A 17,540-nucleotide genomic window follows, 5' to 3' on the forward strand; every position below is an offset into this window, starting at 1 on the left:
GGCTGAGAAACGACAGGGTGCGAAGGGGGTGCCGTGGTCAGGGAGGCGGCGGGGGTGTCTTCTGTCCGAACCCCGGGCCGGCCGGCGCGTCGACGTCGGACATCGTGAATGCGCGCTCGCGTCGCGAGCTGGTGGCGAAAGCGACCGACCAGCTGAGCACCGCTCCCAGCCTGCTGCGGAATCCGGTGAGGAAGGCCAGGTGGACGAAGAGCCAGGCCAGCCAGCCGATCGTGCCCGAAAGGTGCAGCGGACCCACCTTGACGACGGCCCGGCCGCGCGAGATGTAGGCGGCGCTGCCGAGGTCCCAGTACTTGAAGGGATTCGGCTTTTTCGCCCTGCCCTCCACCGCGTGGCGCACGACCCGGCCCGCGTAGGCGCCCGACTGCATGGCGACCTCGGCCAGGCCCGGCAGCCGGTTCAGGCTCATGACGTCGCCCGTGACGTGGATCTCCGGATGGCCGGGGATGGTGAGGTCGGGTTCGACGGCGATGCGTCCGGCCCGGTCCTGGGTGGCGCCGGTTGCCCGGGCCAGCGCGGCGGCGATGGGCGGGGCGTCGACGCCCGCTGTCCACAGCACGGTGCGTGCCTCGAACCGGGTCGTCGTGCCGTCATGGTCTTGTACCGTCAGGCCGTGCGCGTCGATGTCGGTGACCAGCGTGCCCAGATGGAGCTCCACACCGAGGCTCTGCAGGGTGCGGGCCGCACGGCGGGCCAGTCGGGGGCCGAACGCGCCCAGTACCGCGTCGGACCCCTCGAAGAGCAGCACCCGGGCCCGGGCCGGATCGATCTTCTGGAACTCCCGGTCGAGTGTGTGGCCGGCGATCTCCCGGATCTGTCCCGCGAGTTCGACACCGGTCGGCCCACCGCCGACGAGCGCGAAGGTGAGCCACTGCTGCCGTTCCCGGTCGTCTGCGGCCGTTTCGGCCATCTCGAACGCCCGGTAGATCCGCCGGCGGATGTCCAGCGCGTCATCCAGGGTCTTCATTCCGGGAGCGTGCGCGGCGAAGTCGTCGTGCCCGAAATAGGACTGACGCAGGCCGACCGCGACGATCAGATCGTCGTAGGGCAGCCGAAGGACTCCGCCCTCGGGTCCTTGGGCGTGGACCATCCTGGCTTTGACATCCACGTCCGTGGCTTCGGCGAGCACGCAGCTCACGTTGTGATGCCGCCGCAGGACCGCGCGGAGCGGTTGTGCGATCTGGCCCTCGGACAGAATTCCGGAGGCGCACTGGTAGAGCAACGGTTGGAAGAGGTGGTGGGCACGGCGGTCGACCACGGTCACCGCGACCGGTGAGTGCCGCAGGGCACGGGCTGCGAACAGCCCGGCGAACCCCCCACCCAGGATCACCACCCGGCGGGGCGTGACATGATCCTGCATCGGAGATCAGCCTCCGGTGGCGAAGCCGGGGAAGAGCGTCATTCCGCCGTCGACGTAGAGCGTGGTGCCGACGACGTAGTCGAGCAGATCGGACGACAGGGCGACGACAGCGTTGGCGATGTCGTCCGGGTCGCCCACGCGGCGGTACGGAATGAGGCGCAGCAGGTCGGCCTCGGCCTCGGGGGTGGACCAGGCGTCGCGGTTGATCGGTGTGCGGATGGCGCCGGGTGCGACCGCGTTGACCCTGATCCGCTGAGGGGCCAGTTCCTGGGCCAGCGTCTGCATCAGCATGCCCACACCCCCCTTGGAGGAGGCGTAGTTCACGTGCCCCGACCACGGGATGATCTGGTGGACCGAGCTCATACAGATGATCTTCCCGGCCGACCGGGACACCTCCGGCACCACACCGCGCCGCACGAACTCCTTGGCGGCCTCCCGAGCGCAGAGGAACTGGCCGGTCAGGTTGACGTCGATGACCTTCTGCCAATGGGCGAGCGTCATCTCCGTCACGGCCGCGTCCCGCTGAAGGCCCGCGTTGGCCACCATGATGTCGATCGTGCCGAACTCCTCGACCATCCGCGCGACCATGGCGACCACCTGGTCCTCGTCGGACACGTCGGCCTCGTGGGCGTAAGCGCGGACACCGAAGCCCTCGATCTTCTTGACGACCTCCTCGGCCTCGCCCGCGCCAACGACGTAGTTCACCACGACGTCCGCTCCCGCCCGGCCCAAGGCAACGGCCGTCGCCAGGCCGATACCCGAGTTGGCGCCCGTTACCAGCGCCTTCTGGCCCCTGAGAAGCTGCGCGGTCTTCGCCCCGCGGTTCTCGTCGACACTCCTTGCCACCACGATCTCTCCTTCGGCGTTTCGGACGGCACGCCCGCCGGGGAAGGGCGACGCGCATGAAGCCGGGAGTCGGTCGGCCCCGGGACGGGCCCAGGAGCCGTCGCATGCCCGCACCCAGACGAAAGCACCCGATGTCGCGGGCGGGCGGACCGGCGCGCCACGCGTCCCTGTCTCAACCAGCCAGGTCACTCGGCCGGGCTACGCCCGAACGTGCGGGACGCCCGCAGCTTCTGATACACCGCAACACGCCCTTCGCGGTGAACGGTTCAAGGCCGTGTTGGCGAGCCCCGTTCGTCAAGAACGGGGCTCGCTTCGTCGAGCTTCCGTCCGTCACCCGACCGAAGCCGCTCGTCCGGACAGACGAGCGCGTCGAGCGCCAACGCTCTTTCAGCTTCGCCGCGGTGCGCTCGCCGAGCGCTCGGACGTGTCTGAGCAGTGTGTTTCGCATGCGGGTGTCGACGTGGAGGGCCTGCTCGGAGCGGCCCCGTGATCGTGCGGGGTGGTCGCGGACACGGGGAGCATGCAGGGAAGGGGAGAGGAGGGAGGGTCGATGGTGTGTCCGGAGGGAGGGTTCACGGCGGCCGACGGGACGACCGGATCGAACCCGCCGAGCGCCGGTCTCAGGACGCGGGCGGAGTGAGTACCACGAAGTCCGCGTTCCACGGGTCGAGACAGACGGCGAGCCGGCCGACTCCTTCCGCGTCCTCGGGCCCCATCTGCACGCTGCCTCCGTTGCCGGTGGCCGCGGCGACCGCGGCGTCGCAGTCGGCGAAGACCGGATGCCAGTACGGGTGCCCGCCGGCCGGGGATGCCGGATATCGATGCCGTCACCGCGGATCACGGGGGCATGGCTCGCTCGGGTCGTTCCGGATCGCCCGGGCGATGACCTCACCGATGAGGACGGCGGTGGCGGCGGGCCCTCGGTGCGGCGCGTCCGGAAGGATCGAGGTGTCGGCCACACGCAGTCCCCGTACGCCGTGGACGCGTCCGAACTGGTCCACGGCGGCGTGCCGGGGCTCGTCGGCGGGTCCCATCGGCACCGTCCCGCAGGTGTGCTGGGCCGTGCCGAGGTGCTCGCGGATCCACTGATCGAGGGCGTCGTCATGGTCCAGGACCTCGGGGCCCGGACCGAGCGGGCCGTGGGCGACGCCGGCGAAGGGTGGGCTTTCGAGGAGAGCCGCGGTGACGCGGACACCGTCCCGGAGGCGGCCTTGGTCCTCACGGCTGCCCAGGTAGCCGTAGTCGATGCTCAACGGGGTGGTGGGGTCGGCCGAGCGGATACGCAGCCGGCCGGTGCGGCGGGGAGCCACGGCGGACACGAGGAACGGCAGGGGGCCACCGGCGGTAACCGCGCCACCGGTCACGAGGTGGGACAGGGGAACCAGGGACTGGAGGATCTCCAGATCACCCGGGCCGCCTCCGCTGCCGGTCCCCGCGAGCGTGCCGCCCGTGGAGGTGAGGTGCAGACAGCCACCGAGCCACGAGCCGGACGGTTCGCGCCAGACGTCGCGAGGGGCCCACTCCAGGACCACCTGAGGGTGGTCGCTGAAGCCGGAGCCCACGGCCGGGGCGTCCCGGACCACGGGGATGCCGACGCGTTCGAGGTCGGCGCGCGGTCCGATCCCGGACAGCTGCAGCAGATGCGGGGTGACGAGGGCGCCGGCGCTGAGCACCACGGTGCCGGCATCGAGGGCGAAGCGACGGCCGCCGTGCTCGACGACGACGCCGGTGGCACGGCCGTTCTCGACCACGACCCGGCGGGCCGTACGGCCGCCGAGGGCGGTGAGGTTGGGGCGGTCGAGCACCTCGGGTGGCAGATAGCTGAGCCCGGCGTTGCGGCGGACTCCGTCGATCACGTTGGAGGGCACCGGCCCGAACCCCGGTGGTGCCTGATCGTTCTTGTCGGGGTCGTCCGGGAATCCGAGGGCGTGGGCCGCGTCGCGGAACGCCGCGGCGGCCGGATGGTCCGGGCGGCCTCGCCGGATACGCATCGGGCCCCGGTCGCCGTGCAGAGGGCCGTCACCGTGGTCGAGGTCGTTCTCCAGCGCGCGCAGGAACGGCAGCACTCTCTCGTAGGACCAGGCAGGATTGCCCGCGGCGGCCCAGCGGTCGAAGTCCTCGCGGCGGGCACGGACGAAGTAGCCGCCGTTGACGGTGGACGAGCCGCCGAGGACGCGTCCGCGGGGCACCAGCCACGGCCGCGTCGGCGTGAGGCGCACGGGGTGTGCGCTCGTGGCGGGGTGGTTGGGCTGCGCGCCCGGGACCAGAAGCCCGTCCAGCAGCGCCGGGCCGAAACCGGCCGGACCGCGCGGCAGGGGGCCGGCGTCCACCACGAGCACGTCGCGGTCGGGGTCCTCGGACAGCCGGGCCGCGAGAACCGAACCCGCCGTTCCGGCGCCCACCACGACGACGTCGTAGCGACGCCGTACCGGGGCAGTGCCGTGGCGAGGGGGCACGGGGGACGGAACTGTTCCATGGACACCGGGTCTCATGTCCCTCTGCTCTCCTCCCTGTTCCTCGCGACGGCAGGCACGCCGACGGCTGCGAGACATCGATTCCGCGGTCGGCCGCAGACCGGGACGGCTCACGTTCACGCAGGCCGGGCGCCGGGCGGGCTTCCGCGGGGCGGACGCAGAGCGGGTCCGGCGGAAATACCCGTCACCAGTACCTTCCTTTTGGCACCGCATGTCAATACTCTCTGGTGCTCAAGGTACGGCCGGCGGTTGTGATGATCCCCGAAGTGTTCCGCCGTCCAGTACGTCGTTCGCCCGCGCACGCGATCAGGCCCGCACACGGCGCCGCGTGCCGGCGCAATTCCCGTCCTTGTCACCCCCCTTGACGGCCGCAGCCGTGCGACCGCACCCGATCCGATGAGGGAGAGCCGCATGAACGACCTCGACTCCAGCCAGGCCCAGCACATTCACCCCGACGGGATCCCGTCGCCCGATGAGCTCATCGAGGCCGACGACCTGATCGAGGAAATCTCGATCGACGGCATGTGCGGCGTCTACTAGGCCTCGCGGATGACCGCCCCGCATCTGGACCGTGCCTGGGACCTGCACCCGCAGGTCTCGGTGCGGCCGGAACCCTTCGGTGCGCTGCTGTACCACTTCGGCACGCGCAAGCTCACCTTCCTCAAGGACCGCGTGCTGCTCGCCGTCGTCCAAGCGCTGGCGGCGGCCCCCACGGCACGGGCCGCCTGCGCGGCGGCCGGTGTGGACGACAAGGACATGCCCCGGTACGAGAAGGCCCTGGCCGCACTCCACCGCTCGTCGATGGTCGTCGAAAGGAACCGGCTCCCATGACCGCAAGCACGCCGCAGACGTCGAGGCCCGCGCCCGGCGCCGCACGCCTGGTGGACCTCTTCGAATACGGTCTCGACGCCCCGATCTGCCTCACCTGGGAACTCACGTACGCCTGCAATCTGTCCTGCGCGCACTGCCTGTCCAGCTCGGGTCGGCGCGACCCGCGAGAGCTGACCACGCAGGAGGCAAAGGCCGTCATCGACGAACTGGAGGCCATGCAGGTCTTCTACGTCAACATCGGCGGGGGAGAACCCACGGTCCGCGCGGACTTCTGGGAGCTGCTCGACTACGCCACCGCACACCACGTGGGCGTGAAGTTCTCCACGAACGGTGTGCGCATCACCCCCGAGATCGCCCGGCGGCTGGCCGGCAACGACTACGTGGACGTGCAGATCTCACTCGACGGCGCGACCGCCGAGGTCAACGACGCCGTGCGCGGGCCCGGTTCCTACGACACGGCGTTTCGCGCGATGCGCAACCTGTCCGACGCCGGGATGACCGACTTCAAACTGTCGGTGGTCTGCACCCGCCACAACATCCCGCAGATGGACGAGTTCAAGGCCCTCGCCGACCGCTACGGCGCGCAGCTGCGGCTGACCCGGCTGCGTCCCTCCGGGCGCGGCGCGGACGTGTGGGACGAACTGCATCCGCTGCCCGAACAACAACGCCTCCTGTACGACTGGCTGGTCGCCCACGGGGACAGCGTGCTCACCGGCGACTCCTTCTTCCACCTGTCCGCCTACGGGCAGGCACTGCCGGGCCTGAACCTGTGCGGCGCCGGACGTGTGGTGTGCCTCATCGACCCGGTCGGTGACGTGTACGCGTGTCCGTTCGCGATCCACGACGAGTTCCTCGCCGGGAACATTCGCAGGCCGGGCGGCTTCGCCGAGGTGTGGCGGGAGTCCGAGCTGTTCCAGAACCTGCGCGAGCCGCAGAACGGCGGGGCGTGCGCTTCCTGCGCCTTCTACGACACCTGCAAGGGCGGCTGCATGGCCGCGAAGTTCTTCACCGGGCTTCCGCTCGACGGCCCCGACCCCGAATGCGTACAGGGGTACGGAGAGCAGTTGCTGGCCGGACGGTCCAAGGACCGCGACCTCATCCCGAAGCCGTCCGGCGACCACTCCCACCGCACCTCGCCCGCACGGGGGCCGGGACCCGTGGACCTCGTCCTCACCCGCCGTCCGGACAGGGACCGGCCACCCGTCGGCGACTGCGACGAACACCCACTGGCCGGCATGAGCCTCCCCCGCGGCGGCTGACGACGCCGTCGCCGCACCCCTGATCCCCGAGTCCCGGTTCCGGTCACCGCCCCTACCGCAGGAGAGAGCCGTACATGCGCAGCAATCCCTGGTTCGAAACGGTCGCGGAGGCCCAGCGCCGCGCCAAGAAGTACCTGCCGAGCACTGTCTACGGTGCTCTCGTGGCCGGTTCCGAGCGGGGCCGCACGCTCGACGACAACACCGGTGCGTTCGCCGAACTGGGCTTCGCCCCGAGGGTCGTGGGTCACCACGCGGAACGTGACCTCTCCACGACCGTGCTCGGCGTCCCCTCCGCCCTCCCGGTGGTGATCTCACCGACGGGCGTGCAGGCCGTTCACCCCGACGGCGAGGTGGCGGTCGCCCGAGCGGCGGCGAACCGAGGCGTGATCATGGGGCTGAGCTCGTTCGCCGCCAAGCCGGTGGAAGAGGTCACCGGGGCCAACCCGAACGTTTTCTACCAGATGTACTGGTCCGGCACGCGCGAGGCCATGGCGCAGCGCATGGAGCGTGCCCGCACCGCGGGAGCCAAGGCGCTCATCGCCACGCTGGACTGGTCCTTCTCCCACGGCCGGGACTGGGGCAGCCCGACCATTCCCGAGACGATCGACCTCAGGACGGCGGTCAGGTTCGCACCGAACGTGCTGCCGCACCCGCGCTGGCTGTGGGCCTTCATCAGATCCGGCCGGATTCCCGACCTGACCACCCCCAACCTCCAGCCTCCGGGCGGGAAGGCCCCCACGTTCTTCGGCGCCTACGGCGAATGGATGCAGACCGCACCGCCGACCTGGGACGACATCGAGTGGATGCGCACGGAATGGGGCGGCCCCTTTCTGCTCAAGGGCGTGACGCGGGTCGACGACGCGCTGCGGGCCGTCGACGCCGGAGTGTCGGCGATCTCGGTCTCCAACCACGGCGGCAACAACCTGGACACCACGCCCGCCACCGTCCGGCTGCTGCCCGCGATCGCCGACGCCGTCGGCGACGACATCGAGGTCCTCCTCGACGGTGGCATCCGCCGCGGCGGCGACGTCGCGAAGGCCCTCGCGCTCGGGGCGCGCGCGGTCCTGGTGGGCCGCGCCTACCTGTGGGGCCTGGCCGCCAACGGGCAGGTGGGCGTGGAGAACGTCCTGGACATCCTGCGGGGAGGACTCGACTCGGCGGTGCTGGGCCTCGGGCACTCCTCGTCCCGTGACCTGTCACCGGACGACCTGGTCGTCCCGGACGGCTTCACCCGCGTCGCCGGTGCCCCGCGCGCCGCCGGCACGGCCGGCCGGTGATGTCACCCCACCCCCGGCGTCCGTCCGGAGCCCGGGACCTGGAGCGCTCCGTCTGGCCGACCATACCGGCCGGCGCCCTGGTGCTCGTACCCGTCGGCTCGACCGAACAACACGGGCCGCACCTGCCGTTGAACACGGACAGCGTCATCGCCGAGTCGGTGGCACGCGCGGCCGGGGAACACCTCACGGCACAGGGCGCGGACCGCCCCGTACTGCTGGCGCCCACCATCGCCTACGGCGCGAGCGGCGAGCACGCGGGCTTCCCCGGGACGGTCTCCCTCGGCCACGACGCGCTGCGCGTCGTTCTGGTGGAGACCGTACGGTCGCTGTCGCTGTGGGCCGGTCGCATCGTCTTCGTCAACGGCCACGGGGGCAATGTGCCCACGCTCGACGCGGCGGTCGGCCGACTCCGCGGCGAAGGCCACGATGTGGCATGGCTCGGCTGCGACACTCCCGGCGGTGACGCGCACGCCGGCCGTGCCGAGACGTCCCTGATGCTGCACCTGGCACCCGCCGACGTCCGCCTGTCCGAGGCGGTCGCCGGCGATACGCGGCCACTGGCTTGCCTCATGCCGGAACTGATCGCCCGCGGTGTGCGCGCGGTGTCTCCCACAGGAGTACTCGGCGACCCGACCGGGGCGACGGCCGAGGAGGGCCGGGCGGCACTGGAATCGATGGTGCCGGTCGCCGCACGCCGCATCGCCGCGGACCGTCCGGACCCCCGGGGCCGCCTCCTCGACCCGGCAGCGCACCCCGCACCGAAGCACCCCACGGCCGTGCCGTCCGGACCGGCGCACCCCACGGCCGCGTCCACCACCCCCTCCGTCGTCGCCCGCACGAAGGCAGCCGCCCCATGACGCTTCCCCGTGGCTTCGAGGTCACCCTCGACCGGTCCACCCGCGTCCTCGACGGCGGCCGGGCCCTCCTCGGCGGAAACCCGGTCCGCCTCGTCCGACTCGGCGCCCGGGCCCGGCCGTTGCTCTCCGGGCGTACGGTACGCGTGCGCGACGCGGCCGGTGCCGTCCTGGCCGACCGCCTCCTGGAGACCGGACTGGCCCACCCCGCCGTCCACGCCCTGCCCCCACCCCCCGGGGCCGACGGCGGGGCGGGCCCGGACTGCACGTACGTGATCCCGGTGCGCGACCGCCCCCGGGAACTCGCCCGCCTCCTGGCCGGCCTGCCCGTCGGCAGCCCGGTCGTCGTCGTGGACGACGCCTCCCACCGCCCAGGCCCCGTCGCGGCGGTCGCCGCCGAACACGGCGCGCGTCTGCTGACGCTCACCGTCAACGGGGGACCGGCGGGGGCGCGCAACGCCGGTCTGCGCCTCGTCACCACGCCCTACGTCGCCTTCGTCGACTCCGACGTCGTCCTGCCGCCCGACGCCGTGCCCACCCTGCTGCGGCACTTCGCCGACCCTCGTGTCGCCATGGCCGTGCCCAGGATCACCGGCCTGGTCACCCCGGCTTCCGCCGGCTGGCTCGGCCGCTACGAACGGATCCGGTCCTCCCTCGACCTGGGGACGGACCCGGCCTCGGTCCGCCCCGGAACACCGGTGTCCTGGGTGCCCAGCGCCTGCGTCGTCGCACGCGTCGACGCGCTCGCGGACGGGTTCGACCCCCGTCTGAGGGTGGGTGAGGACGTCGATCTGTGCTGGCGCCTGGCACGGAGCGGTTTGCGCGTGCGCTATGAACCGTCCGTCGAGGCCGCCCACGAACACCGGGTCACCCTGCGCGACTGGTTCCGGCGCAAGGCGGAGTACGGCACCGGCGCCCACCCCCTCGCCGAGCGCCATCCCCACAACATCGCCCCCGCCGTACTCGCCCCCTGGAACGCCGCCCTGGTCCTCGCCCTGGTCGCGCAGCGCCGCTGGTCCCTGCCGGTCGCCGCAGGCCTGTGCGCCGTCGCCACGGCACGGATCGCCCGCACCCTGCGCAGCACCGGGCAGCCCGTCCGGCACGCGGTCCGGCTCACGGGCGGTGGCGCCGTGTCCGCCGTGGCACAGGGTTCGGCACTGCTCACCCGCCACTGGTGGCCCCTCACCGTCCTCGGCTGTCTGGTCTCCTCTCGCATACGCCGCGCCACGGCCGTCGCGGCCGTGGCGGACATCGCCCTCGAATACCGGCGCGACAGAGCCGGGCTGGACCCCGTCCGGTACGGCATCGCCCGCCGCCTCGACGACCTCGCGTACGGCACCGGGGTGTGGATCTCCGCCCTCAAGGGCCGTTCCACGGCCGCCCTCCGTCCCCGCATCGTCCCGGCCCGGGCGTCCGCGCGGCGAAAGCCAGGCAGTAGGGGGCGGCCCGGGGGGTGAGGCCGAGGCTTCGGCTTCGGACGGCGCACCGCACCCCTGGCGGCGTATGTTGTCAGGGCAGAGCCGTATGCGCGGTGCGGCACGGGAATCGGAGCCGGCCGACGGGGAAGGGTCACGTCTGTGGAGTCGCCTACGAAAGGCGTGATCGCCGGCACGCCGGCCAGGAGCGGGCGCCCGCGCGCCACCTCGCGGGCCGACCTGGAGCGGTTGGGCTTCGAACTGTTCGCCCGGCAGGGCTTCGACGCCACCACGGTGGACGACATCGCCGGGGCGGCGGGCATCGGCCGGCGGACGTTCTTCCGCTACTTCTCGTCGAAGAACGACCTCGTCTGGGGCGACTTCGCGCAGCAACTCACCGGGCTTCGCGACCTGTTGAACGCGACCGATCCGAGCACCCCGATCATGGACGCCCTGCGTCACGCGGTCGTCGAGTTCAACCGGCACGACGACGTGTCGGTGCCGTGGCACCGGCAGCGCATGGAACTCATCCTGACCGTTCCCACTCTCCAGGCCGATGCCACCCTGCGCTACGCGGCGTGGCGCGCGATCGTCACCGAGTACGTGGCGCTGCGCAAGGGCCTGTCGCCCTCCGACATGGTGCCCCGCATGTTCGGGTACGCCCTCCTCGCCGCGGCGATCGCCGCGTACGAGCACTGGCTGGCGGAGGGCGAGACCGAGCTGGGCGACCTGCTCGACGCGGCGATCCGGCAGCTCGAACGCGGCCTCGGAGAGGCGTAGCCGGACCCGGCCCCGTCCCGTCGGCCGGGCACTGGAGCACCCCTGAATGCTTGCGCCCGGGGTGAGGTGCTGTCACCATTCTACCGCTCGGTCGATTTTTCTCGACCGAGCAGTCGACCCGGACCGGCGGGCAGAAGTCGGCAGAAGGTGAGTGCACACATGTCGGAGTTCCAGTTCCTGGACGTGCGGACGACGGACCACGTCGCGACCGTCACGATGGACCGGCCGCCCGTCAACGCCGTCGGCCTGCCGATGTACGCCGAGATCAAGGCCTTGTTCAGCGAGATCGAACGGCATGCCCCGGACGCGCGGGTCGTCATCCTGACCGGGGCCGGCAAGCACTTCTGCGGCGGCAACGACCTCGACGAATTCCTGACCATGAACCCGGAGAACGCCGACGGGCGCATGAAACACGTGCGTGAGGCCTTCTGGTCGATCTACGAATGCCCCGTGCCCGTGATCGCGGCCGTCCACGGCGTCGCGGTGGGGACGGGACTGGCGCTGGCCGGCTCGTGCGACATGGTCGTGGCCGCCGAGGGCGCCAGATTCAGCCTCCCCGAGATCCAGGTCGGCGCGATGGGCGGCGCCAAGCACGCCTCGCGCCTGGTCCCGCAGGCGCTGGTGCGCCGCATGCACTTCACCGGTGACATGGTCCCGGTGGAGGAGCTGGCCCAGTACGGCGGCATCGACCGCGTGGTGCCCGGCGATCAACTGCTCGCCGCCGCCACCGAACTGGCCCGACGGATCGCCCGGCACAGCCCCGTCGCCATCAGGATGGCCAAGCGCAGCCTGAACCGCATCGAGTACATGGAGCTCAAGGACGGCTACGCGTTCGAGCAGAGCCTCACCGGCGAACTCTCCGGATACGACGACGCCAAGGAGGCCGTCGCCGCCTTCTTCGAGCGGCGCGAGCCGCAGTACACGGGGAAGTGATCCGGAGGATGACCCACACGGCACAGGACACCGCAGACCTGGAGGCCTACCGCGGGCAGGTCCGAGCCTGGCTCGCGCAGGCGGCTGTCCCCGAGGTCCCTCTCGACCTGGAGGGCCGCTTCGCCGTCCTGCGGGAATGGCAGAAGACCCTCTACGAGGCCGGGTTCGTCGGAATCTCCTGGACCAGGGCGGCCGGAGGGCAGGGCCTGAGTCCCTCGCACCAACTGGTCTTCTCGGAGGAACTCGCCCGGGCCGGCGCCCCGCAGCCCATCGGCCTGATCGGCGTGGACGTCGTCGGCAAGTCGATCGAGACGTACGGACTCGACTGGCAACGGCAGCAGCTGCTGCCCCGCCTGCTGTCCGGCGAGGACATCTGGTGCCAGGGATTCTCCGAGCCGGAGTCCGGATCCGACCTGGCCTCGCTGCGTACCCGCGCCCGGATCGAGGGTGACGAGTTCGTCATCAACGGTCAGAAAGTGTGGACCAGTTGGGCTCACAAGGCGCAATGGTGCGCGCTGCTGGCGCGCACGGACGCGGGTGCTCCGAAGCACCGGGGCATCAGCTACATCCTCGTCGACATGAGTACCCCCGGCGTCACCGCACGACCGCTGGTGCAGATGACCGGAGACGACGAGTTCTGCGAGGTTTTCCTCGAGGACGTCCGCGTGCCGGTGCGCAATCTGGTCGGACAGCTCAATGAGGGGTGGGCCATCGCCCAGGACACCCTGAGCCATGAGCGCGGTTCGTACACGCTCCGCCGGCGCGTGGAGTACGAGGTGGCGGTAGAGGAGGCCGTGCAAAACCTCCGCGGCCACGTCGGCGCGACCGGGACCGAGCCCCCGGACCGGGTCCTGGAGCAGCTCGGCCGGTCCTACGCGGCGGTACGGGCACTGGAGGCGCTGACCCGCCGGACCATCGACCGGCAGCTCACCGGTGACATCCCCAGCCCTTACGACTCGGTGGACAAGCTCAGCCTCAATGAGGTGGAGCAACTGCTCTACACGTCCATCACCGACCTGCTCGGACCGTTCCGTCTGGCGGCCGACCGGGCACCGTTCGGTCTCGACGGCCCGCGGTGGGTCAAGGAGCACTACTACTCCCGGGCGGCGTCCATCTACGGAGGGACGTCCCAGATCCAGAAGAACATCATCGGCGAGAGACTGTTGGGACTGCCCCGTGGCTGACGACGAGATCCTGCAGGCGGTCAGGACGTTCCTGGACCGTGACTACGCCGACGAGCGCAGGCTCGCCGCACTGCTGACCCAGGGCGAGGACCGGCTCCTGCTCGAAGAAGCGGCGGCACAGGGCTGGTTCGGGCTGGTCGCGCCCGAGGCGGACGACGGCCTCGGACTGCACCCCGCCGCTCTCGTGCCGCTGTTCCGGCTGTTCGGGCGGCGTCTGGTGACCGGCCCCCTGCTGGAGCAGATGCTGCTGCCGGGACTGCTGCTCCGCACGGCCTGCGCCGACGACGCGCGAACCCGGCTGGCGGCCACGCTGACCGGTGGACGACGGGTGGCTGTCCTGGACCCCGGTGTCACCCTCGACTGGCGCGCGGCCAACGGCTCGCCGGCCCTGGACTCCGGCCTGCTGGCCGGATCGGTGGACCTGGTGCGCTTCGGCGCGGTCTCGGACCTGTTCGTCGCGATCGTCGACGGCGGACCGGACGGCACGGCGGCGGTCCTGGTCCTCGACCGCGAGCGGCCCGGCATCACCGTCACCGGGCACCGGAGTACGGACCCCGGGGCGAGCTACGCCCGCGTGGCCCTCGACGGGGTCACGGCCGGGCCGGGCGACGTCATCGCGCGGGGCGAGGCGGCGGCGGGACTCGTGGCCGCACTGCGGAGCTGGCAGCGGGTCCTGGTCGCCGCTGAACTCGCCGGCATCGCTCGCCACGTACTCGACCTGAGCGTCGAATTCGCCAAACGGCGCGAGCAGTTCGGCCGTCCCATCGGCGGCTTCCAGGCGGTCAAGCACATCGCGGCTTCGGCCGCCCAGCGCGTGATCATGCTCGAGAGCCTCGTCGAGGCCGTGGCCGCCGACTCGACGACGCTCTCCCCGGGGGCCTTCGAGCTCGCGGCCCTGTCACTCAAGGCCGCCGCCGCCGAGGTCGGCCGCTCGACGTGCGAGGACGCCCTGCAGATCCACGGCGGCATCGGATTCACCCACGAACACGAACTGCACTGGTACTACAAGCGCGCGCTGTCCCTGCGCACCTGGTACGGGGACGAGCGGGAGGCCGCGACCGAGGTCGGACGGCGCCTGGTGTCCGCCCCGCTGTAGGGCTTGTCCGGCGGACCATGCCGCAGACGCGGGGGCTGGTGCGCCCTCCCCCAAGCTCTTCGAGCAGGGGGACCCCCATGCGCGGGGGCACCCCCGTCGCCCCCGCTCACCCGTACTGATGAGGTGCCGCCGATGTCCCGCGGCCTGATCCGCCGGACAGGCCCCAGCATGCGGGAGTCGCGCGGCCGGCCGCCCCACCACGCTCAATCCGTATGGGTGCGCGGCAGCAGGGACCGGACGGCCTGCCGGCTCAGCGTCGCCGCGATCTCGGCCGGCGACAGCGACCCTCCCGGGCGGTACCACTGGTGGATCCAGTTGATCATCCCCAGCACACCGAACACCGCGAGCCGGGGATCCAGGTCCGCGGCGATCTCGCCGGACTCCTGGCCGCTCCTCACGAGCCCGCGCAGGGACGCCTCGTAGGCGTCGCGGGTGGCGACGATGCGCTCCTGGTACTCGTCGGACAGGGCCGACCGTTCGTTGTAGAAGGCGGCCGTCACATGGAAGTGCTCCGCGGCGAACCTGGCGTGCTGGAGCAGCATGCGTTCCAGCGTCTGCAGGGGCGTGCCGCCTTCGGCCTTGGCGTTCTCGGTGAGCTCGACGAAGAACGTGTGCGCGTAGTCGGTGATGGCGAAGAGCAGGTCCTTCTTGGAGTCGATGTAGTAATAGAGGCTGCCCTTCTGCAGGCCCACCGCGTTGGCCAGGTCCTGCAGGGACGTGGCCGCGTACCCCTTCTCGTAGAACAGCCGGGCGGCCGTCTCGAAGATCTGATCGTTCTTCAACTCGGCCTTACGGGGCCGGATCTTGGGGCGAGGCCATTCCCTGCTCGTCTCGCTCATGTGACTCTTCCTCGTCCCTGGGAGTCTCTGGGGGCCTGGCGAACCCTTGCACGGTGCACGCGTTCACCATCATAATCCCGGCGGTAGATTAATTTCTGACGCTCGGTAGAACACGCGGATCGAGGAATCATATGCGGGGCATGAGCGCGGGAGCGGACGTCGAGGGGTTCCGGACCCTGTCGACCGACCTGGACGACGGGGTTCTCACCGTCACCCTCGACCGCCCGGACCGGCTGAACGCCTTCACCGTCGAGATGGCGGACGAACTCGTGACGCTGTTCACCGGGGTGAACACGCGGGACGAGGTCCGTGCCGTGGTGGTGACGGGAGCCGGCCGGGCCTTCTGTGCCGGCATGGAACTCGCCTCGGAGGGCAACGTGTTCGGGCTGGACGAGTCCCAGCGGCCGACCCTGTCCGACATGGACGACCTCGACGATCCGCGGATCCTGCGAGGCGTGCGCGACACCGGCGGCCGGGTGGTCCTGGCGATCTTCGACTGCCGCAAGCCCGTGATCGCGGCGATCAACGGCCCGGCCGTGGGCATCGGGGCGACGATGACCCTGGCCATGGACATCCGGCTGGCCTCGGAGAAGGCGCGCATCGGCTTCGTCTTCGGCAAACTCGGCATCGTCCCCGAAGCGGCGTCGACGTGGTTCCTGCCGCGGATCGTCGGCATGGCCCGCGCACTGGAATGGGTGTACTCGGCCGAGGTCCTCTCGGCGGAGGAGGCCGGGGAGGGCGGACTGGTGAGCCGTGTCGTCCCCGCCGCATCGCTGCTCGAGGAGGCACAGGACCTGGCACGCCGCATCTCGCGGAACCGGTCGCCGGTCGCCGTCGCGCTCACGCGGCAGATGATGTACCGCAACAGCGCCCTGCCGCACCCCAGGGAGGCACACCGGGTCGACTCCCTGGCGATGTTCTACACCAGCACGGCAGACGGCAAGGAAGGCGTCGAGGCGTTCCGCGAGAAGCGGGAACCCCGCTTCACCGGCAGCGCGCACACGGGGATGCCACCGTTCTACCCGTGGTGGGACGACGAGTGAGGAGCCCTGCACGGGTGGACGTGGGCGGCCGCAGGAGTGGCCGCCCACGCATGAGCGTGTGTCACCGACCCCCGTGACCGGTCACGGCCGGGACGGCGCGGTGGTGAACTCCTCCTGGAGTTCGCGGCGCAGCCGCAGGAAGCGGCGCGGGTTGTGGAAGGCGGCGACCGCGACGCGACGGCCCGCGGTGTCGGTGAAGGCGAACACGGTGCCGCGGTCGGCCCCGCCCTCCCCCGCTTCGAGCACCTCGACCGAGGACGCGAGGTCGGGGCGGCCCACCAGCTGGAAGTTCACGTCGTACTGCATGCTCCAGAAGTAGGGTGGCGCCGGCGGGCGGGCCGACTCCCGGCCGAGGACCGCCGCCGCCACCACGGCCGCCTGGTCGACCGCCGTCGTCCAGTGCTCGTGGCGTGCGGAGTCGCCGTACGCCGGCTGCTCCCACCGCGCGACGTCGCCGAGCGCCCACACCCGGTCGCCGGCCCGGCCGCGGGCGTCGCACGGCACGCCCGCGGCGTCATCGAGGCCGAGGCCGGTCAGCCAGTCGTTGTTGGGTTCGGCGCCGATACCGACGACGACGTGGGCGGCGGCGAGTTCGGTGCCGTCGGCGAGCCGGACGGCCACCGTGTCGGCCGCCTCCTGGACCGAAGTGATGGGGACGCCGGTCAGCACCCGTACGCCCCGGGCCCGGTGCAGCCGGGTGAAGCAGGCGCCGATCTCTGGACCGAGAACGGGTTCGAGAGGCGTGCCCGCGGCCTCGACGACGGTGACGTCCAGGCCTGCCCCGCACGCGGCGGCCGCCACCTCGAGCCCGATGAAACCGCCGCCCACGACGACCAGCGGGCCGCCGTCCGCCAGCGCGGTGCGCAGCCGGACGCTGTCGGCGAGCGTGCGCAGCCGGTGGACCCGCCCGTCGGGAGCGGCTCCCGGCCAGGTCCGGGCGGCGGCGCCGGTGGCCACGACGAGTTGGTCGTAGTCGAGCCGCTCGCCGTCGGCCAGGGTGACGGCTTCGGTGTCCACCGCGACGGCCCGTGCTCCGAGCACGGTCTCGATGCCGGCCTCGGAGAGCTTCGCGGGAGTGGTCAGCGCGGTGCGCGCGGTCTCCCACTCGCCGGTCAGCACCTGCTTGGACAACGGCGGGCGGTCGTAGGGGAGGTGGTGCTCGTCGCCCACCAGCCGCAGCCGGCCCGTGTACCCGCCTGCGCGCAGCGCTTCGGCGACCCGCAGCCCGGCGAGTGAAGCGCCGACGACGACGATTCCGTCGCTCATGGTCATCGATCTCCTTGGACGGCACGGTCGGGAAAGAACGGAACCAGGTGTGAAGTCATTGCCTA

The 17,540-nt window shown here is 71.5% G+C and carries 16 protein-coding genes and 1 pseudogene; 11 read left to right on the forward strand and 6 right to left on the reverse strand.

What is annotated here, in order from left to right:
• Window positions 1–37: 37 nt before the first annotated feature.
• From OHB56_RS39650 to mftG, 4 genes and pseudogenes are all read right to left on the reverse strand, one after another.
• A complete protein-coding gene (locus OHB56_RS39650) occupies window positions 38–1,378 on the reverse strand; it encodes an NAD(P)/FAD-dependent oxidoreductase (RefSeq protein ID WP_406358749.1) in 1,341 nt (446 codons plus the stop codon).
• 6 nt (window positions 1,379–1,384) lie between these two features.
• Entirely contained in the window at window positions 1,385–2,224 is an 840-nt protein-coding gene (locus tag OHB56_RS39655) for an SDR family oxidoreductase (RefSeq protein ID WP_055631106.1), read from the reverse strand.
• A gap of 620 nt (window positions 2,225–2,844) precedes the next feature.
• Window positions 2,845–3,027: pseudogene (locus OHB56_RS39660) on the reverse strand (VOC family protein); the annotation flags it as partial.
• Between the two features lie 24 nt (window positions 3,028–3,051).
• The gene (gene mftG, locus OHB56_RS39665; protein ID WP_326750928.1) at window positions 3,052–4,680 is read right to left on the reverse strand and encodes a mycofactocin system GMC family oxidoreductase MftG; all 1,629 of its coding nucleotides are present in this window, start codon (window positions 4,678–4,680) and stop codon (window positions 3,052–3,054) included.
• A gap of 429 nt (window positions 4,681–5,109) precedes the next feature.
• On the opposite strand from mftG, the gene mftA reads away from it, so the two are divergent.
• The 10 genes from mftA (at window position 5,110) to OHB56_RS39715 (ending at window position 14,327) form a co-directional block, all read left to right on the forward strand.
• Window positions 5,110–5,238 (forward strand): mycofactocin precursor MftA, encoded by a 129-nt coding sequence (mftA, locus tag OHB56_RS39670; protein WP_063793569.1) that lies wholly within the window; start codon window positions 5,110–5,112, stop codon window positions 5,236–5,238.
• 9 nt (window positions 5,239–5,247) lie between these two features.
• Window positions 5,248–5,529 (forward strand): mycofactocin biosynthesis chaperone MftB, encoded by a 282-nt coding sequence (mftB, locus tag OHB56_RS39675; RefSeq protein WP_055597778.1) that lies wholly within the window; start codon window positions 5,248–5,250, stop codon window positions 5,527–5,529.
• A complete protein-coding gene (gene mftC, locus OHB56_RS39680) occupies window positions 5,526–6,788 on the forward strand; it encodes a mycofactocin radical SAM maturase (protein WP_406358751.1) in 1,263 nt (420 codons plus the stop codon). Before mftB ends, mftC begins: the two co-directional genes overlap by 4 nt.
• 74 nt (window positions 6,789–6,862) lie before the next feature.
• Window positions 6,863–8,065, forward strand: a complete 1,203-nt coding sequence (gene mftD / locus OHB56_RS39685) for a pre-mycofactocin synthase MftD (protein ID WP_406358753.1) — start codon at window positions 6,863–6,865, stop codon at window positions 8,063–8,065.
• Window positions 8,065–8,922, forward strand: coding sequence for a mycofactocin biosynthesis peptidyl-dipeptidase MftE (gene mftE / locus OHB56_RS39690; protein WP_406359308.1), 858 nt, complete (start codon window positions 8,065–8,067; stop codon window positions 8,920–8,922). The genes mftD and mftE overlap by 1 nt, the downstream gene beginning before the upstream one ends.
• The gene (gene mftF / locus OHB56_RS39695; RefSeq protein WP_406358755.1) at window positions 8,919–10,376 is read left to right on the forward strand and encodes a mycofactocin biosynthesis glycosyltransferase MftF; all 1,458 of its coding nucleotides are present in this window, start codon (window positions 8,919–8,921) and stop codon (window positions 10,374–10,376) included. The genes mftE and mftF overlap by 4 nt, the downstream gene beginning before the upstream one ends.
• 120 nt (window positions 10,377–10,496) lie before the next feature.
• Window positions 10,497–11,114 carry a mycofactocin system transcriptional regulator gene (mftR, locus tag OHB56_RS39700; protein WP_406358757.1) on the forward strand — a complete coding sequence of 206 codons (618 nt, stop codon included), beginning with the start codon at window positions 10,497–10,499 and terminating at the stop codon, window positions 11,112–11,114.
• Window positions 11,115–11,273: 159 nt separating this feature from the next.
• The gene (locus tag OHB56_RS39705; RefSeq protein WP_406358759.1) at window positions 11,274–12,047 is read left to right on the forward strand and encodes an enoyl-CoA hydratase-related protein; all 774 of its coding nucleotides are present in this window, start codon (window positions 11,274–11,276) and stop codon (window positions 12,045–12,047) included.
• Between the two features lie 8 nt (window positions 12,048–12,055).
• Window positions 12,056–13,231, forward strand: coding sequence for an acyl-CoA dehydrogenase family protein (locus OHB56_RS39710; protein WP_406358760.1), 1,176 nt, complete (start codon window positions 12,056–12,058; stop codon window positions 13,229–13,231).
• Entirely contained in the window at window positions 13,224–14,327 is a 1,104-nt protein-coding gene (locus OHB56_RS39715; RefSeq protein WP_326750922.1) for an acyl-CoA dehydrogenase family protein, read from the forward strand. The genes OHB56_RS39710 and OHB56_RS39715 overlap by 8 nt, the downstream gene beginning before the upstream one ends.
• A 203-nt stretch (window positions 14,328–14,530) precedes the next feature.
• On the opposite strand, the gene OHB56_RS39720 is transcribed toward OHB56_RS39715, so the two are convergent.
• On the reverse strand, window positions 14,531–15,166 hold the full coding sequence (locus OHB56_RS39720; RefSeq protein ID WP_326750921.1) for a TetR/AcrR family transcriptional regulator: 636 nt from the start codon (window positions 15,164–15,166) through the stop codon (window positions 14,531–14,533).
• Between the two features lie 140 nt (window positions 15,167–15,306).
• On the opposite strand from OHB56_RS39720, the gene OHB56_RS39725 reads away from it, so the two are divergent.
• Window positions 15,307–16,209: a crotonase/enoyl-CoA hydratase family protein gene (locus OHB56_RS39725; RefSeq protein ID WP_326750920.1), complete on the forward strand. Its 903-nt coding sequence runs from the start codon at window positions 15,307–15,309 to the stop codon at window positions 16,207–16,209.
• 81 nt (window positions 16,210–16,290) lie between these two features.
• On the opposite strand, the gene OHB56_RS39730 is transcribed toward OHB56_RS39725, so the two are convergent.
• On the reverse strand, window positions 16,291–17,475 hold the full coding sequence (locus OHB56_RS39730) for an FAD-dependent oxidoreductase (RefSeq protein WP_326750919.1): 1,185 nt from the start codon (window positions 17,473–17,475) through the stop codon (window positions 16,291–16,293).
• Window positions 17,476–17,540: the final 65 nt, after the last annotated feature.

It is taken from the genome of Streptomyces sp. NBC_01635, from assembly GCF_045209715.1.
Classification (GTDB): domain Bacteria; phylum Actinomycetota; class Actinomycetes; order Streptomycetales; family Streptomycetaceae; genus Streptomyces; species Streptomyces hirsutus.

Coding starts and splice junctions, on each gene's coding strand:
- OHB56_RS39720 (WP_326750921.1), bottom strand. CDS start 15,166: ATGAGCGAGACGAGCAGGGAATGGCCTCGCCCCAAGATCCGGCCCCGT.
- OHB56_RS39650 (WP_406358749.1), bottom strand. CDS start 1,378: ATGCAGGATCATGTCACGCCCCGCCGGGTGGTGATCCTGGGTGGGGGG.
- mftF (WP_406358755.1), top strand. CDS start 8,919: ATGACGCTTCCCCGTGGCTTCGAGGTCACCCTCGACCGGTCCACCCGC.
- OHB56_RS39705 (WP_406358759.1), top strand. CDS start 11,274: ATGTCGGAGTTCCAGTTCCTGGACGTGCGGACGACGGACCACGTCGCG.
- OHB56_RS39725 (WP_326750920.1), top strand. CDS start 15,307: ATGAGCGCGGGAGCGGACGTCGAGGGGTTCCGGACCCTGTCGACCGAC.
- mftA (WP_063793569.1), top strand. CDS start 5,110: ATGAACGACCTCGACTCCAGCCAGGCCCAGCACATTCACCCCGACGGG.
- OHB56_RS39710 (WP_406358760.1), top strand. CDS start 12,056: ATGACCCACACGGCACAGGACACCGCAGACCTGGAGGCCTACCGCGGG.
- mftD (WP_406358753.1), top strand. CDS start 6,863: ATGCGCAGCAATCCCTGGTTCGAAACGGTCGCGGAGGCCCAGCGCCGC.
- mftB (WP_055597778.1), top strand. CDS start 5,248: ATGACCGCCCCGCATCTGGACCGTGCCTGGGACCTGCACCCGCAGGTC.
- OHB56_RS39730 (WP_326750919.1), bottom strand. CDS start 17,475: ATGAGCGACGGAATCGTCGTCGTCGGCGCTTCACTCGCCGGGCTGCGG.
- mftE (WP_406359308.1), top strand. CDS start 8,065: ATGTCACCCCACCCCCGGCGTCCGTCCGGAGCCCGGGACCTGGAGCGC.
- mftC (WP_406358751.1), top strand. CDS start 5,526: ATGACCGCAAGCACGCCGCAGACGTCGAGGCCCGCGCCCGGCGCCGCA.